This is a genomic window from Pseudoxanthomonas taiwanensis (genome assembly GCF_010093135.1).
In the GTDB taxonomy this organism is placed as follows: Bacteria; Pseudomonadota; Gammaproteobacteria; order Xanthomonadales; family Xanthomonadaceae; genus Pseudoxanthomonas; species Pseudoxanthomonas taiwanensis.
Window position 1 is genome coordinate 1 of the sequence record NZ_PDWK01000067.1, and the last position, 15,962, is coordinate 15,962.

Genomic DNA, 15,962 nt, shown 5'->3' on the forward strand with positions numbered 1-15,962 from the left:
GCAGGGCCTCGGGCGCCCGCCAAGGCTGCGATGACGGGGCCTGAGCGGCACCGAGAACCCCGAACTGAACGACGCGAGCGCCCTCATGCCGGTTCAGCCTTCGGAAATGGGGTTATGCGAAGTGCCCAGTAGCAACTGCTGCTCTCGCAACGGCGAGGCGATGAACCCGAACCGGGTGTAGAAACGCGCCGCATCTTCGTCGATGGGGTGGGTCAGCATGGCCCGCACACCGGCCTGCTCGGCGATCACCAGCGTGCGGCGGATCGCATCCTGAAGCATCCCGATGCCGATCCCGCGGCCCTGGTGCTCGCGTGACACGGCGAGCCGGGCCAAGATCACCACCGGCACCGGGTACTGTCCCATGCCCTTGCGGATACGCTCCGGCGCTTCCAGCGTGTCGACCTGGCCTACGGTCAGGCTGAAGTAGCCTGCGACGCGGTCGTCACCATCGGCGGCCACGACGAAGGTCTTGGCCGAGCCACTGCCCTGCGCCTGGCGGGCGTGGCGCAGCAGCCAATCGTTCAGCGCAGGCTTGCCGCAGTCGAAGCCTTCCAGCCGATGCTGTGCGGCCAGAGGCGCCGGTGCCCGCAGCGTCACTTGGCGTCCCAAGGGGCCTTGCGGGCGAACAGGTCGGCCAAGCCGTCGTTGGCCTGCTCGGAGCGCTCGAGCAACTCCATCAGGGCCTGGTACTGGCTGCCCGAGACCATGAACAATCGTTGGTCCAGCAGGGTCTGCTCGGCGGCCAGGCAGGCGCTGTCGAGGATGAAGTCGGTCAGCGACTTGTGGGCCACCTCGGCGGCACGGCGCAGCACGGCCTCCTGTTCGGGCGTGGCGCGCAGCCCCAGGCGGGCAGTACGGGCAGCAGGCGAGGATGCGATGGCGGTCATGGCGGCGCCTTTCTTGTTCGATCAATGGACGCCATGTTAGTACAACCGACGCACGCGGTCCAGTTCGCTGGGGCGATCGCCGCCCTGGTTGACGATGAACCGCCGCGCGTAAGTCGTTGATTTTGATGAATCAGGCGCTGCGGCTACCCGCAAGCCAGCCGGAGAACAGAGACGGCTCTGGCCGAGACAATGGCCGATTTTGGGCGTTTGGGCTGGCCCCCACCCGCAGGGCGGATGGCCGGAATCCCGCGTGGCGCGGGGCCGGCGTCAAAAGGAAAGGGCCCGGAGACTTTCCGGGCCCTGGTGATTGGTGGAGGTGGGCGGAGTCGAACCGCCGTCCGAAGGCACTCCATCTCCGGCACTACATGCTTAGCCCACCGTTGGGTCTCGCCCCCGGGCAGCACGGTGTGCGAAGCGCGCCCTGGGACCAGCCTGCCTGGTTTGACCGGAGGCAGGCAGGCGGCCACCTCCGGCGATCCCGTGATGATGACCCTACATCCACGAGCACGGGCACAAGTGGGTTCGGGGCTAGGCCTTAGGCGGCCAGAGCGTAGTTGTCGTCGTTGGCAACTATTTTTTTCGCCGCTGGATTAACGAGGAAAGCAGCCCCCTCGGCATGCGCCGGTCGATTTCGCAACCCCCGTCGAAACCAGGACACCCCCGGCAACTTCGGGCGAAGCTTCTCGCCAGACGGAACCCAGTGTAGGGGCGTGGCCGCGCCGCATCAAGGCGCACCCGGCCCGCACGCAGGCGCCGTTCATGCGCGCGGTTCAGCGGAAATCGCGGCTGCGCACGTCCAGCCCGTCCAGCAGCGGGGTCAGGTCGTGCAGGCGCCGGGCCAGCACGTGGCGCACCTGCCCGGCCGCCTCCAGCCGCCCCTCCACCATCAGCAGCCGCGCCTGCAGGAACTCGCGGCGCTGGCGCGCGGCCAGGTCGCGGCGGACCACCACGTTGACCATGCCGTGCTCGTCCTCCAGGGTCACGAAGGTCACGCCGCTGGCCGTCTGCGGCCGCTGCCGGCCGGTGACCAGTCCGGCGGCCAGCACCTGCCGGCCGTCGGGCACGTCGGCCAGCTCAACCGAATCCAGGCAGCGGCGCGCGCGCAGTTGCCGGCGCAGCATGGCCAGCGGATGCCGGCCCAGGGTGGTGCCGTAGCTGGCATAGTCGGCCAGCAGGTCCTCGCCGGCCGCCGGCGGCGGCAGCGCCACCTTCGCCTCGGGCGTGGCCGGGGCACCGGCGAACAGCGGCCGCTGCGGCTCCACGCCGGCCACCGCCCAGCGCGCGCGGTGGCGGTGCCCGGCCAGGCCGCGCAGCGCGCCGGCGTCAGCCAGGCAGGCGCGCTCGGCCGCGTCCAGGGCCGCGCGCGCGGCCAGGTCGGCCACGTCCGCGAACGGCGCCTGCGCCCGCGCGCGGACGATGCGCGCGGCGGCCGCGGCGTTGAAGCCGCGCAGCATGCGCAGGCCCAGGCGGATGGCCAGCGCCTGGCCGCGGTCCGGCTCCAGGGTGCAGTCCCACTCGCTGTAGCGCACGTCCGGCGGGCGCACGGACACGCCGTGGCGGCGCGCGTCCTGCAGCAACTGGTCCGGGCTGTAGAAGCCCATCGGCTGGCTGTTGAGCAGCGCGCAGGCGAACTCGGCCGGATGGTGGCGCTTGAGCCAGGCGGTGGCGTAGGCCAGCAAAGCGAAGCTGGCGGCGTGGCTCTCGGGGAAGCCGTAGCTGCCGAAGCCCCGGATCTGCTCGAAGATGCGTTCGGCGAAGACCAGGTCGTAGCCGTTGGCGAGCATGCCGGCGACCAGCCGCTCGCGGTGCTTCTCCAGGCTGCCGTGGCGCTTCCAAGCGGCCATCGAGCGGCGCAGCGCGTCGGCCTCGCTGGCGCTGTAGCCGGCGGCGACCATGGCGATCTGCATCACCTGCTCCTGGAACAGCGGCACGCCCAGGGTGCGCCGCAGCACCTGCTCCAGCGCCGGCGACGGGAAGCCCACCGGCTCCTCGCCCGTGCGCCGGCGCAGGTAGGGATGGACCATGTCGCCCTGGATCGGGCCGGGGCGGACGATGGCCACCTCGATCACCAGGTCGTAGAAGCACGCCGGCCTGAGTCGCGGCAGCATGGCCATCTGCGCGCGCGATTCGATCTGGAACACGCCGATGGTGTCGGCGGCCTGGATCATCCGGTAGGTCTCCGGATCCTCGGCCGGGATCGTGGCCAGGGTGTAGCGTCGGCCGCGGTGGCGCGCCACCAGCTCCAGCGCCTTGCGCACAGCGGTGAGCATGCCCAGCGCCAGCACGTCCACCTTGAGCAGGCCCATCGCCTCCAGGTCGTCCTTGTCCCACTGGATCACGGTGCGCCCGTCCATGGCCGCGTTTTCCACCGGCACCATGGTGTGCAGCGGGCGTTCGGAGACCACGAAGCCGCCGGGGTGCTGCGACAGGTAGTGCGGCATGTCCACCAGCTGCCCGGCCAGGGCCAGGATCCGGCGCAGCAGCGGGCTGTCCGGGTCGAAGCCCGCCTCGCGCAGGCGCGCCGCATCCGGCAGCTCGTCCGACCAGTGCCCGGCCAGTTCGGCCAGGCGCGAGATCGCGTCCTGCGGCAGGCCCAGCACGCGGGCCACGTCGCGCAGCGCGCCGCGCGCGCCGTAGGTGGTGGCCACCGCCGCCAGCGCCGCGCGCTCGCGGCCATAGCGCGCGAACACGTACTGGATGACCTCCTCGCGCCGCTCGTGCTCGAAGTCCACGTCGATGTCCGGCGGCTCGTCGCGGTCGGCGGAGATGAAGCGCTCGAACAGCAGGTCCATGCGCGCCGGGTCCAGCGCGGTGATGCCCAGGGCGAAGCACACGGCCGAGTTGGCCGCCGAGCCGCGGCCCTGGCAGAGGATGCCGCACTCGCGGGCGAAGCGGACGATGTCGTGCACGGTGAGGAAGTACGACTCGTACCGCTTCTGCGCGATCAGCGCCAGCTCCTTCTCGATCTGCGCCGCGGCCTTCTCCGGGATGCCCTCCGGCCAGCGCCCGCGGGCCCCGCGCATGACCAGCTCGCGCAGCCAGCTGCCGGCGTCGTGCCCGGGCGGCACCAGCTCGTGCGGGTACTGGTAATCGATGCCGGCCCGGAGGTCGAAGCCGGTGCAGCGCTCGGCCACGCGCACGCTCTCCTCCAGCCAGGCGCGCGGGTAGATCGCCCGCAGCGCCGCCAGCGGACGCAGGTGGCGCTCGCCGTTGGGGAACAGCAGGCCGCCGGCCTCGGCCAGCGTGGTGCGGTGGCGGATGGCGGTCAGCACGTCCTGCAGGGCGCGGCGCCCGCGCACGTGCATGTGCACGTCGCCGGCGGCCACCACCGGCAGCCCCAGGCGCGCGGCCGCCGCCTGCCAGCGCGCGACGCGCCCGGCATCGTCGGCCAGGCGGTGGAGCCCGGCGGCCAGCCAGGTGCGCCCCGGGAAGCGCTCCCGCAGCCAGCGGCCGTGCGCCTCGTCGGGCACGGCGCCGGGCAGCCACAGGCACAGCAGACCGCCCTCCAGCCCGTCGAAGTCCTCCTCCAGCAGGCGGTAGGCGCCCTTGGGCGCGCGCCGGCGCGCGCGGGTGACCAGCCGGCACAGGCCGCGGTAGCCGGCCGCGTCCTCCACCAGCAGCACCAGCTTCGGCCCCTGCTCCACCTGCAGCTCGCTGCCCACCACCAGCGGCACGCCGGTTTCCCGGGAGGCCTGCCAGGCGCGCACGATGCCGGCCAGGCTGCACTCGTCGGTGATGGCCAGTGCGCGGTAGCCCAGGTCGCGGGCGCGCTGGAACAGTTCGGCCGCGGTGGAGGCCCCGCGCTGGAAGCTGAAGGCCGACAGGCAGTGCAGCTCGGCGTAGCCGTCCACCCCGCTCATGCGAACCACCCGTGCAGCATCCAGCCGTCCGCGGCGGGCGGGTCGCCGGCCGGACGGAACGCCCAGGCCTCCTGCCCGGCCGCGGTGCGCAGGCGGTAGTAGTCGCGGCGCAGGTCGCCGCCGTCCCCCCAGCCGCTCTCGATCCGCTCCGGGCCGGCGAGGATGCGCACCGCCCCGCGCAGCGGCAGCGGCGCCGGCAGCAGCCAGCCCGGGCGCGGCGCCGGCGGCAGCGGCGCGGCCGCGTGCGCCCGGCCGTCGTCCTCCTCCGCGCGCCAGGCGCGCTCGGGCCGGTGGTCGGCATGCACGCGCAGGCCGTGCACCGCCCCGCTCCCCAGGCGCGCGCGCAGGCGTTCGCGCAGCTGCTCCCAGGGCAGCGACTGCCGCGCGTGCGCGTCGAACAGGCCGCGGTGCGCGGGCACGAAGGTGGGCAGTTCGTCGGCATGCAGCGCCAGCGCGCGCACCGGGGCCGGCACGTCCGCGCGCTCCAGGCGACTGCGCGCGATCTCGAACAGCAGCGCCGGATCGCGCTCGCTGGCCAGCAGGCCCACCTCCACCGGGGTCGGAGCGCGGTCCTCGTGCTCCAGGTGCAGCACGAAGCGCTGCACGCCGCCGTCGCGCGCGGCCAGGCAGGCGGCCAGGTCGCCGACCAGGCGCCGCAGCGGGAACAGCAATGCCTGCGAGGCCTCGACCTCGTAGCCCAGCTCGATGCGCCCGCGGAAGCGGTCCGGCGGGCGATACCAGTCCAGCAGCGGCGGCTGGCGGCCGAGCAGCGCGTCCAGGTGGCGCAGCACCTGCGCCGGGAAGCGCCGGGCCAGGCCCGCGCGCGGCAACGCCAGTACCTGGCCCAACCGGCGCAGGCCCATCCGCGCCAGCGCCTGGGCCACCTCCGCCGGCAGGCCGGCGCGCTGCACCGGCAGTGCGTCCAGCGCCGGGCGCAGGCCGTCCTCGTCCACCGCCAGGCCGTCGTGGACGTTGGCCAGCACGCGCGCGGCGAAGGGATTGGGCGCGGCGACGATGCGGTGGCGGAAGCCCAGCTCCTCCAGCCCGGCGCGCAGCCGCGCCTGGAAGTGCGGCCAGTCGCCGAACAGGCGGCGGCTGCCGGCCACCTCCAGCAGCAGGGCGTTGCCGCCGTGCAGGCTGCCCTGGGAGCTGAAGCGGTAGGCCCAGGCCGCCAGCAGCCGCTGCCAGGCGGCCAGCTGGCCCGGGTCGCACCCGCTTTCGGCCAGGCCGTGGGCCAGCGCGCGCGCCTGGGCCAGCGGCTGGCCGGGACGCACGCCGCGCGCACGCGCGGCCGGGTTGGCGGCCAGCACCACCCGCCGTTGCGCCGGGCCGCCGACCAGGATCCGCGGCGCCTGGCGGTCGGCACAGCCGCGCAGCACACCGTCCATGGCCAGGTGCGGCAGCAGGATGCAGGCCCAGCGCACGGCTCAGCCTCCGGCGTGCAGCGGGATCGGCCGCGGCGGGGGCAGCCCGCCACGGCACTTGAGCACGCGCAGCCGCGGTGGCTGCGCCTCCAGGGCGATGCGCAGCGCCGCCGGCGAGGGGGTGCGCGCGGCCGCCCGGGGCCGGGGGGCGAAGCCCAGGGTGGCGCCGGTCTCGGCCGCCACCTGCAGGCGGCGCAGGGCACGGTCGTCGGCCTGGCGCGGCCAGCACAGCACCGCGCCGCAGCAGCCGGCGCGCAGGCCCTGCTCGGCCGCCCACAGCGCCTCGCGCGGCGGCGTGGCCGCGTCGCCCACCACCTGCACCAGGCCCAGGTCCACGCCCGCCGCCTGCCAGGCCGGTGCGTACGGCAGGTACGGCGGGGCCACCAGCACCACGCGCTGGCCGGCGCGGGTCAGCCGCGCCAGCGCCGGCCACAGCAGGCGCACCTCGCCGATCCCGTCCAGCGGCCCCAGCAGCTCGCTCAGCGCCGCCTCCGGCCAGCCGCCGGTGGGCAGGGCCGCGTCCAGCCCGGCATGGCCGGTGGGCTGCGCCCCCGGCGCCGGCGCCGAAGGACGCCCCTTCCAGACGCGCCGCTCGCGCAGCAGCGCATCGATGGCCACCACCGCGCCCATGGCCTCACTCCCGGCGGACCAGGCCGCAGAACACACCCTCGATGGCGAAGTCCTGGCCCGGCGCCACCTCGATGGGCGCGTAGGCCGGGTTGCGCGGCAGCAGGCGGATGCCGTCCGGCCCCAGGGACAGGCGTTTGATGGTCAGCTCCCCGTCCAAGCGCGCCACCACCTTCTGCCCGTCGCGGGCCTCGGGCGTGCGCCGCACCCCGACCAGGTCGCCGTCGAGGATGCCGTCGTCGATCATCGAGTCGCCCTGCACCCGCAGCAGGTAGTCCGGCCGTTGCGCGAACAGGCGCGCGTCCAGGGCCAGCACCTCGGACAGGCCGGCGTCGGCGCCGATCGGCGCACCGGCCGCCACCCGGCCCAGCACCGGCACCTGCAGCAGCGCCGGCCGCGCCCGCGGCCCGGCCGGACGCACACCGCGCGCCTGCCCGGCCGCCACCTCCACCAGCCCGGCCTCGGCCAGGGCCAGCACGTGCTTGCGCGCGGCCCCGCGCGAGGCCAGGCCGCAGGCCTGGGCGATCTCGGCCAGGCTGGGCGGACGCCCCTCCTCCTCCACCCGTTCGCGGATGAAGGCCAGGACGGCGGCACGGCGGGGGGACAGTTCGCTCATGGAGTACATTTGTACTCCCGCCGGCGGCCGCCGCCAAGGGGGGGTGCCCTCGCCGGCCGTTCACGGCCGCCGGCGTGCAATGGACCTCCCCCCGCCACCCGAGGAGCCCCGCCATGGCCCGTTGCGACGTCTGCGGCAACGACTACGACAAGACCTTCCAGCTGGTCCTGGCCGACGGCACCCGCGGCACCTACGACTCGTTCGAGTGCGCCATCCACGCCGCGGCCCCGCGCTGCGGGCACTGCGGCTGCCCCATCATCGGCCACGGCGTGGAGCAGGACGGGCGCTTCTTCTGCTGCGCCCACTGCGCCGGCCACGAGGGCGTGGGCGGCCTGCGCGACCGGGTCTAGCCCCGGTCGACCACCGGCTCAGGGCTGGCGCGGCAGTGCGGCCAGCGCCGGGCCGCGCGCGGGCGCGGCCCCGCCCAGGGCCTTGTACACCGCCGCCGCGGCCACGTTCACCGCCGCCTCGGCCTCGGCCAGGGCGTCGTCGGCGGCCAGCAGGGTGCGCTGCGCGTCCAGCAGGGTCAGGAAGTCCACCGCGCCCTCGCGGTAGGCGATCCGCGCCAGCTCCTCCGCGCGCCGCGCCGCCTCCGCCTGCTCGGCGACGATGCGCAGGCGCTCCTGCTGGCGGGCGTAGGCGTTGAGGGTGTTCTCCGCGTCCTCCAGCGCGGCCAGCACCGCGCGCTCGTACTGCACCGCCACTTCGTCGGCCGCGGCTTCGGTGGCGCGCAGCCGCGCGCGCACGCTGCCCAGGTCGAACGCCGCCCAGCTGATGGACGGGGCCAGTGCCCAGGCCTCGTTGCGCCCGGCCACCAGCGAGCCGGCCTGGCCGGAGACGAAGCCGGCGAAGCCGCGGATGCTGATGCGCGGGAACAGGTCGGCGGTGGCCACGCCGATGCGCGCGGTGGCCGCGTGCAGGCGGCGCTCGGCGGCGCGCACGTCCGGCCTCCGGCGCAGCAGCTCGCGGGTGTCGCCCAGTGGCAGCGCGCGCGTGTACGCGGGCGTGGGACGCGGTGCCAGCTGTGCGTCCAGCGCGCCGGGGTTCAGTCCCAGCAGCACCGCCAGGCGGTGGCGGGCCTGCGCCTCGACCGTGCGCAGCAGCGGGATGCCGGCCTCGATCGCCTTGAGCCGGGCGCGGCTGCTCTGCACGTCCAGCTCGCTGCCGGCGCCCAGGGCGAAGCAGGTCTCGGTCAGGCGCTGGGTCTGGGCCAGGTTCTCCAGGGTGCGCTCGGCGACCTCGATGCGCTTCTGCGCCCCGCGCAGCAGGAAGTACTGGCGGGCCACCTCGGCGGCGATGCTGACCTGCATGTCCTCCAGGCCGGCCTCCTCCGCCTCCAGGTCGGCGCGCGCGGCCTCGGCGCCGCGCCGCAGGCGGCCGAACAGGTCCAGCTCCCAGGCCGCGTCGAAGCCCAGGCTCCAGGTCTCGTCGATGCCACCGCCGGCCGCATCGGGCCGGCGCTCGCGCTCCAGCGCCCCGGCCGCGCCCGCGTGCGGCCACGGGTCCAGGCGCCGTTCCACGAACACCGCACGCGCCGCCTGCACCCGGGCCATGGCGATGCGCACGTCCGGGCTGGCCAGCAGTGCGTCGGCCACCAGGCGGTCGAGCACCGGGTCCTCGAACTGCCGCCACCAGGCCGCCTCCGGCGTCTGCGTGGTGAACACCGCCTCCTGCGCACCCTGCAGCCGCACCTGCTCCGGCGGCACGGCGCGGTAGTCCGGGCCCACGGTGCAGGCGGCCAGCAGCGCGGCGGCCAGCACCACCACAAGAGGCCGCGTCACCATGGCAGCCTCCGCTCGACGTGGAAGAACCCGCCGTTGGGTGCGTCCTCGCCGGCCAGGGCCAGGCGCACGCTGGTGCGCGCGCCCTCGGCCACGTCCAGTTCGCCCTCGCCGGCGTTCATGTCGGTGCGCACGTAGCCCGGATGCACGGCATTGACGCGGATCCGGCTGTCGCGCAGCTCCCAGGCCAGCTGCACGGTCCAGGCATTGAGCGCGGCCTTGAAGACGTTGTAGGCCGGCAGCTTGAGATCGTAGACCGGCGAGTCCGGGTCGCTGTGCAGGGCCAGCGAGCCGAGGATGCTGGAGACGTTGACGATGCGCCCGGCCGGCGCCGCGTGCAGCAGCGGCAGGAACGCGCGGGTGACCTCGACCACGCCGAACAGGTTGGTCTCGAAGGTGGCGCGCCAGGTCGCCGCCGCCTGCTCGGAGGGGCGCAGGCCCGGCGCGTCGCGCAGGATGCCGGCGTTGTTGACCAGGATGTCCAGGCGGCCGTGGCGTTCGCGCACGGCGGCCGCGGCGGCGGCGATGCTGGCGGCGTCGGTCACGTCCAGCTGCAGCGGCTCCACCGGCAGGCCTTCGACCTGCAGGACGGCGGCCGCGGCGGCGGTGCGCGTGGGGTTGCGGCCGGCCAGCAGGGTGTGGACGCCGGCCTGGGCCAGCTGGCGCACGGTCTCCAGGCCGATGCCGCGGGTGGCGCCGGTGACCAGGGCGATGCGGGAAGGTGTGCTCATCGGTTGTCCTTGCGGGGGTGGATGGCGCGGCGCCGGACGGCGCCGCGCCGGTGGAGGGGAACTCAGGCCTGCACCGTGCCGGCGGCCGCCTGTGGCGCGTGTGGCGCATGCGAGACCAGCGGGCGGCCGGCCAGCCTGCGCAGGGCCACGTAGAACACCGGGGTCAGGAACAGGCCGAACAGGGTCACGCCGAGCATGCCGGCGAACACGGTCACGCCGGTGATCGAGCGCACCTCGGCGCCGGCGCCGCTGGACAGCACCAGCGGGACGGTGCCGGCGATGAACGCCACCGAGGTCATCACGATCGGGCGCAGACGCAGGCGGCAGGCCTCCAGCGCGGCCTCGAGGACCGGCCGGCCCTGCAGCTCCAGCTCGCGGGCGAACTCCACGATCAGGATCGCGTTCTTGCAGGCCAGGCCCATCAGCACCACCAGGCCCACCTGCACGAACACGTTGTTGTCGCCCCCGGCCAGCCACACGCCGGCCAGCGCCGACAGCAGTGTCATCGGCACGATCAGGATCACCGCCAGCGGCAGGGTCCAGCTCTCGTACAGCGCCGCCAGCACCAGGAACACCAGCAGCACGGCCAGCGGGAACACCACCAGCGAGGCACGCCCCTGGGTGGCCTGCTGGAAGCTCAGGTCGCTCCACTCGATGGCCATGCCCGGCGGCAGCACCCGGGCGGCCAGGGCCTCGACCGCGGCCATGGCCTGCCCGGAGGACAGCACGCGCGGGTCGGACTCGCCCAGCAGGTCGGCCGCCGGGTAGCCGTTGTAGCGGATCACCGGGTCCGGGCCGTAGGTCTGACGCACGCTCACCACCGAGCCGACCGGCACCATCTGCCCCTGCTGGTTGCGCGTGCGCAGGTTGGCGATATCCTCCACCCCGTCGCGGAACGGCGCATCGGCCTGGGCGATCACCTGCCAGGTGCGGCCGAACAGGTTGAAGTCGTTGACGTAGGCCGAGCCGAGGTAGACCTGCAGCGTCTCGAACAGCTCGGTCAGCGGCACGCCCTGGGCCTTGGCCTTGACCCGGTCCACGTCGGCCTCCAGCTGCGGCACGTTGGCCTGGTAGCTGGTGATCGGGAAGCCCAGCCCCGGCGTCTGCGCCACCGCGCCCTGGAACGCCTGCACCGCCTCCTGCAGCTGGCCGTAGCCCAGGCCGGCGCGGTCCTCGACGAAGAGCGTCCAGCCCGAGCCGTTGCCCAGCCCGTCGATCGGCGGCGGCATCAGGGCGAAGGTGAAGCCTTCCTCGATGGTGGAGAACCGGGCATTGAGCTCGGCGACGATCTCCTCGGCGCTGCGGCTGCGCTGCTCGAACGGCTCGAGGGTGAAGAACACCACGCCGTGGTTGGGGGTGTTGGTGAACTGCAGCGCGTTCAGGCCCGGGAAGGCCACCTCGCTGGCCACCCCGTCCACCTCGGCCGCCATCGCCGCCATCTTCCTCAGCACCGCGTCGGTGCGCTCGATCGAGGCGCCCTCCGGCATCTTCACCCCGGCCAGCACGTACTGCTTGTCCTGCACCGGGATGAAGCCGGCCGGAACGGCGTTGAACATCAGGCCGGTGGCCAGCAGCAGCACCGCGTACACCGCGAACACCACGCCGCGCCGGCCCAGGGCGCGCGACACCGCGCCCTGGTAGCGCTCGGAGCTGGTGTGGAAGAAGCGGTTGAACGGGCGGAACACCCAGCCGAACAGGCGCTCGATGATGCGGGTGGGCCGGTCCTTCTCCGCGCCGCGCGGCCGCAGCAGCCGGGCCGCCAGCGCCGGCGACAGGGTCAGCGAGTTGACCGCCGAGATCACCGTGGAGATGGCGATGGTCACCGCGAACTGCCGGTAGAACTGGCCGGTGACGCCGGACAGGAAGGCCATCGGCACGAACACCGCGCACAGCACCAGGGCGATGGCGATGATCGGCCCTGACACCTCGCGCATGGCCAGGTGCGCGGCCTGCAGCGGCGTGGCGCCCTCCTCGATGTGGCGCTCGACGTTCTCCACCACCACGATGGCGTCGTCCACCACGATGCCGATGGCCAGCACCAGGCCGAACAGGGTCAGGGTGTTGATCGAGTAGCCCAGCAGGTACAGCACAGCGAAGGTGCCCACCACCGACACCGGCACCGCCAGCAGCGGGATGATCGAGGCCCGCCAGGTCTGCAGGAACAGGATCACCACCAGCACCACCAGCACCACCGCCTCCAGCAGGGTGCTGACCACCGCGCGGATGGACTGGCGCACGAAGATGGTGGTGTCGTAGATCGAGGTGATCTCCACGCCCGGCGGCAGGCGCTCCCGGATCTCGGCCATCTTGGCCACCACCGCGTCACGGATCTCCAGCGCGTTGGCGCCGGGCGCCTGGAAGATGCCGATGGCCGCGGCGTTGCGGCCGTCCAGGCGCGCGCGCAGGGTGTAGTCGCCGGCGGCCAGTTCGATGCGGGCCACGTCCGCCAGGCGCACCACCTGGCCGTCGTCGCCGTGCTTGAGCACGATGTCGCCGAACTCCTCCACGCTCTCCAGGCGGCCGCGGGCGTTGATCGGCAGCAGGAAGTCGCTGCCGCCCGGCATCGGCTCGGCGCCCAGCTGGCCGGCGGAGACCTGCACGTTCTGCTCGCGCACCGCGCGCAGCACGTCGCCGGCGGTCAGGCCGCGCGAGGCCACCTTGTCCGGGTCCAGCCAGATGCGCATGGCGTAGTCGCCGCCGCCGAACAGCTGCGCGTCGCCCACGCCGGGGATGCGCGACAGCTCGTCCTTGACGTGCAGGCGCGCGTAGTTGCGCAGGTACAGCGAGTCGTGGCGCCCGTCGGTGGACACCAGGTGCACCACCATCAGGAACACCGCCGACTGCTTCTGCGTGGTCACGCCCTGCCGGCGCACGTCCTCCGGCAGGCGCGCCAGCGCCTGGGACACACGGTTCTGCACCCGCACCGCCGCGTCGTCCTGGTCGGTGCCCGGGCGGAAGGTCACGGTCATCTGCAGCACGCCGTCGGAGCCGGCGACGGACTTCATGTACATCATGTCCTCCACGCCGGTGATCGCTTCCTCCAGCGGCGTGGCCACGGTCTCGGCGATGACCTTGGGGTTGGCGCCCGGGTAGACGGTGCGCACCACCACCGACGGCGGCACCACGTCGGGGTACTCGCCGATCGGCAGCAGCGGGATCGAGATCAGGCCGGCGGCGAAGATCACGATCGACAGCACCGCCGCGAAGATCGGCCGGTCGATGAAGAATCGGGAAAAGTCCATGACGGCGGGTTCCTGGGAAAAGACGGGCCCGTCCCCTCCACGGGGGAGGGGAAGATGGAAGGGACGGGCACCGGGGAAAGGGAGCGGCGTGCGTCCGGCCGCCGCGGCTCAGCGCGCGGCCACCGCGGGCGCGTCGCGCTCGCCCATGGCCACCGGCCGGGCCTGCACCGGCATGCCGGGGAAGAACACCTTCTGCACGCCGCTGACGATCACCCGGTCGCCGGCCTGCAGGCCCTCCTCGACGATGCGCAGCCCGTTGTCGGCCAGGCGCCCGATGCGGATGTCGCGCCGCTGCGCCCTGCCCTCGCCGTCCACGACGTAGACGTACTTGCGGTCCTGGTCGGTGAGCACGGCGCGGTCGTCCACCAGCACCGCGTCGAAGCGGCCGCTGCCGGGCAGGCGCACACGCGCGTACAGGCCCGGGGTGAAGCGGCGGTCGCGGTTGTCCCGCACCGCGCGGACGCGGATGGTGCCGGTGCCGCGGGCGACCTGGTTGTCGAGGAAATCCACGGTGCCGGGGGGCGGGAAGCCCTCCTCGCCGGCCAGGGCCACCTGCACCGGCAGGCCGCCGTCGCGCTCGCTGGGCCGCTGCCCGCGCCGGGCCAGCTCGGCGTAGCGCAGGAAGCTGTGCTCGTCGGCGTCGAAGTGCACGTGCACCTTGTCCAGCGACACCAGCGTGGTCAGCACGCTGGCCGCGTCGCCGGCGCCGACCAGGTTGCCGGCGGTGACCAGCGCGCGGCCGGCGCGGCCGTCGATCGGCGCGCGCACCCGTGTCCATTCCAGGTCCAGGCGCGCGGCGTCCACCGCGGCCTGCGCCGCCGCCAGCTCCGCACGGGCCTGCTCGGCCGCGGCGCGGCGCTGCTCGTAGGTCTCGGTGGCGATGGCCTGCTCCTCGACCAGGCGGCGGGCGCGCTCGGCCTCGCTGCGCGCCAGCTCGGCCTGGGCGCGGGCACGCCGCAGGGCGGCCTCGGCGCGGGCCAGCTCGGCGCGGTAGCTGCGGTCGTCGATGACGAACAGCACGTCGCCCTTCTTCACCTCCTGGCCTTCGCGGTAGTTGACCTTCTCGATGTAGCCGGACACGCGCGGGCGCAGCTCGACGGTCTCGACCGCCTCGATGCGGCCGCTGTACTCGTCCCACTGGCTGACCGGACGCACCGGCACCTCGGCCACGCCGACCTCGGGGGGCGGCGGGGCCTGTTCGGCGGCCTGGCCGCCGCTGCAGCCGGCCAGCACCGCCAGGGCCAGCAGGCCGGCGGCACCCAGGGACAGTGCCTGCGGCCGGAAACGGGGATCGCGGGTGTTCATGTGGGGGGACCTCGTGGGGAAGTGGAACGGGGAACCTCGAACGGGCGGGACGCCCGTGGCCGCGCATCCGGACAGTGCGCGATGGCCTCCAGGACATCGCCGGGCTGGCAGGGCAGCAGGCGCCGCGGCGGCACCGCCTGTCGCGGCGAGAACGCCACCACCGCGCCGGCGGGCGGGTCGCGCCCGCCGAGCAGCGCGACGACATGGCGGCCCACGGCCAGCGCGCTGGGCCAGCCGGCGCAGGCGCGCGCGGCGTTCTCCGGTGCCCACACCGGCGCGTCCACCGCCAGCAGGTGCACGTGCACGCCCAGCGCCTGCGCCTCCTCGTGCAGCACGCGCGCCATCATCCGCAGCGCCGCCTCGCCCACCGAGGCATGGCCATAGCCGGCCCAGCCCTGGCGCGCGTAGGGACCGCCGATCAGCAGGTAGCGCCCCGGCGCCGCGCGGCCGGCCAGGTACGGCAGCAGGTGGCGGGCCAGCGCCAGGCGCGGCAGCAGCATGCGTTCGAGGGTGCGGCGCATCACCGCCACCGGGCTGTCGAGCAGGCGCGCGGCGGCGTGCGGCACGCCGATGGCGTCCACCACCGCGCGCAGCGGGCGCGGCCGCCGCGTGATGCGCGCGGCCAGGCGCGCGGCGTCGCGGTCGCCGGCCACCGGCATGGCCAGCGTCTCCAGCGCCGGCTCCTCGGCATGGCGTTCGGCCAGCGCGTGCAGCCGCTGCCGGTCGCGGCCGGCGGCCAGCACCGGACTGCCGGCCTCCAGCAGCGCGGCGACCACGCCGGCGCCGACCTGGCCGCTGGCGCCGAGCACCAGCACCTCGGGTGGCAGCATCCCGCTCACGGGATTTTTTCTCCCGTCAGCGGAACAATCACGCGCAGCAGCCCGCGCAAGGCGGGATTGCGCCGAGGCTGCGGCGCGCCGCCGCGCTGGTAGCGGCGCGGCAGCGTGAACTCGCGGAAATGCCCGACAGGCCTGATGCGGCGGGCGTTGCGCCCGTCCAGCTCCGCGTCCGGGACGGGGCCGGCCAGCGCGGACAGGAAGGAGAACAGCCTGGTGATGGCCATGGCGTGGCTCCTGCTCGTTGGGGGATGGACGCAGGCTACGCCGCAAATCCGGACTTGATTAGTCCTGATTGGAGGGAATAATCATCCCGCTACAGGGCCAATCCCGGCCTCCCCCACCGGAGCCCTCCCACATGGCATTCGATCTCAACGACACCTTGATCTTCGTCAAGGTGGTCGAACAGGGCAGTTTCACGGCCGCGGCCCGGGCGCTCGGCCTGCCCAAGACCACCGTCAGCCGCAAGGTGCAGGAGCTGGAGGCGCGCCTGGGCGCGCAGCTGCTCAACCGCACCACGCGCCGCCTGCGTTTCACGTGGACGTCGGTGTGGGACTCGGTACGACTGCCCACAGCGACGAAGGCACGCCTGCTGGAGTTGTTCGTGCTGGGCGTGCCGTCGTACCGGCAGCGGTTCCTGTCCGATACCAGCG

Annotated in this window: 14 protein-coding genes and 1 other RNA gene; 2 read left to right on the top strand and 13 right to left on the bottom strand. The window is 74.1% G+C overall.

Features of this window, described 5'->3' with window-relative positions:
- Window positions 1–93: 93 nt before the first annotated feature.
- From CR938_RS11695 to lexA, 7 genes are all read right to left on the bottom strand, one after another.
- Window positions 94–597, bottom strand: a complete 504-nt coding sequence (locus CR938_RS11695; protein ID WP_162125186.1) for a GNAT family N-acetyltransferase — start codon at window positions 595–597, stop codon at window positions 94–96.
- Entirely contained in the window at window positions 594–887 is a 294-nt protein-coding gene (locus CR938_RS11700) for a type II toxin-antitoxin system TacA family antitoxin (RefSeq protein ID WP_019562034.1), read from the bottom strand. Before CR938_RS11700 ends, CR938_RS11695 begins: the two co-directional genes overlap by 4 nt.
- 308 nt (window positions 888–1,195) lie before the next feature.
- Window positions 1,196–1,549: a transfer-messenger RNA gene (gene ssrA, locus CR938_RS11705) on the bottom strand.
- A 108-nt stretch (window positions 1,550–1,657) separates the two neighbouring features.
- Entirely contained in the window at window positions 1,658–4,747 is a 3,090-nt protein-coding gene (locus CR938_RS11710) for an error-prone DNA polymerase (protein ID WP_162125187.1), read from the bottom strand.
- On the bottom strand, window positions 4,744–6,171 hold the full coding sequence (locus CR938_RS11715; RefSeq protein WP_162125188.1) for a Y-family DNA polymerase: 1,428 nt from the start codon (window positions 6,169–6,171) through the stop codon (window positions 4,744–4,746). Before CR938_RS11715 ends, CR938_RS11710 begins: the two co-directional genes overlap by 4 nt.
- Before the next feature lie 3 nt (window positions 6,172–6,174).
- Entirely contained in the window at window positions 6,175–6,801 is a 627-nt protein-coding gene (gene imuA, locus CR938_RS11720) for a translesion DNA synthesis-associated protein ImuA (RefSeq protein WP_162125189.1), read from the bottom strand.
- Between the two features lie 4 nt (window positions 6,802–6,805).
- The gene (gene lexA / locus CR938_RS11725) at window positions 6,806–7,414 is read right to left on the bottom strand and encodes a transcriptional repressor LexA (protein ID WP_211365225.1); all 609 of its coding nucleotides are present in this window, start codon (window positions 7,412–7,414) and stop codon (window positions 6,806–6,808) included.
- Window positions 7,415–7,527: 113 nt separating this feature from the next.
- Here lexA and CR938_RS11730 point away from each other — a divergent pair, with 113 nt between their 5' ends.
- On the top strand, window positions 7,528–7,764 hold the full coding sequence (locus tag CR938_RS11730) for a hypothetical protein (RefSeq protein ID WP_162125191.1): 237 nt from the start codon (window positions 7,528–7,530) through the stop codon (window positions 7,762–7,764).
- 18 nt (window positions 7,765–7,782) lie between these two features.
- Here the strand turns inward: CR938_RS11730 and CR938_RS11735 are convergent, their stop codons facing one another.
- From CR938_RS11735 to CR938_RS11760, 6 genes are all read right to left on the bottom strand, one after another.
- A complete protein-coding gene (locus CR938_RS11735; protein WP_162125192.1) occupies window positions 7,783–9,198 on the bottom strand; it encodes an efflux transporter outer membrane subunit in 1,416 nt (471 codons plus the stop codon).
- On the bottom strand, window positions 9,192–9,926 hold the full coding sequence (locus tag CR938_RS11740; protein ID WP_162125193.1) for an SDR family oxidoreductase: 735 nt from the start codon (window positions 9,924–9,926) through the stop codon (window positions 9,192–9,194). Before CR938_RS11740 ends, CR938_RS11735 begins: the two co-directional genes overlap by 7 nt.
- 62 nt (window positions 9,927–9,988) lie before the next feature.
- Window positions 9,989–13,168, bottom strand: a complete 3,180-nt coding sequence (locus CR938_RS11745) for an efflux RND transporter permease subunit (protein WP_162125194.1) — start codon at window positions 13,166–13,168, stop codon at window positions 9,989–9,991.
- Between the two features lie 108 nt (window positions 13,169–13,276).
- The gene (locus tag CR938_RS11750) at window positions 13,277–14,473 is read right to left on the bottom strand and encodes an efflux RND transporter periplasmic adaptor subunit (RefSeq protein ID WP_162125195.1); all 1,197 of its coding nucleotides are present in this window, start codon (window positions 14,471–14,473) and stop codon (window positions 13,277–13,279) included.
- The gene (locus CR938_RS11755; protein ID WP_162125196.1) at window positions 14,470–15,312 is read right to left on the bottom strand and encodes an SDR family NAD(P)-dependent oxidoreductase; all 843 of its coding nucleotides are present in this window, start codon (window positions 15,310–15,312) and stop codon (window positions 14,470–14,472) included. The genes CR938_RS11750 and CR938_RS11755 overlap by 4 nt, the downstream gene beginning before the upstream one ends.
- Window positions 15,309–15,536: a hypothetical protein gene (locus tag CR938_RS11760; RefSeq protein ID WP_162125197.1), complete on the bottom strand. Its 228-nt coding sequence runs from the start codon at window positions 15,534–15,536 to the stop codon at window positions 15,309–15,311. Before CR938_RS11760 ends, CR938_RS11755 begins: the two co-directional genes overlap by 4 nt.
- 131 nt (window positions 15,537–15,667) lie before the next feature.
- Between CR938_RS11760 and CR938_RS14715 the strand changes: the two genes are divergently transcribed.
- On the top strand, window positions 15,668–15,962 hold a 295-nt coding region (locus tag CR938_RS14715; protein ID WP_246191075.1), incomplete at its 3' end, for a helix-turn-helix domain-containing protein.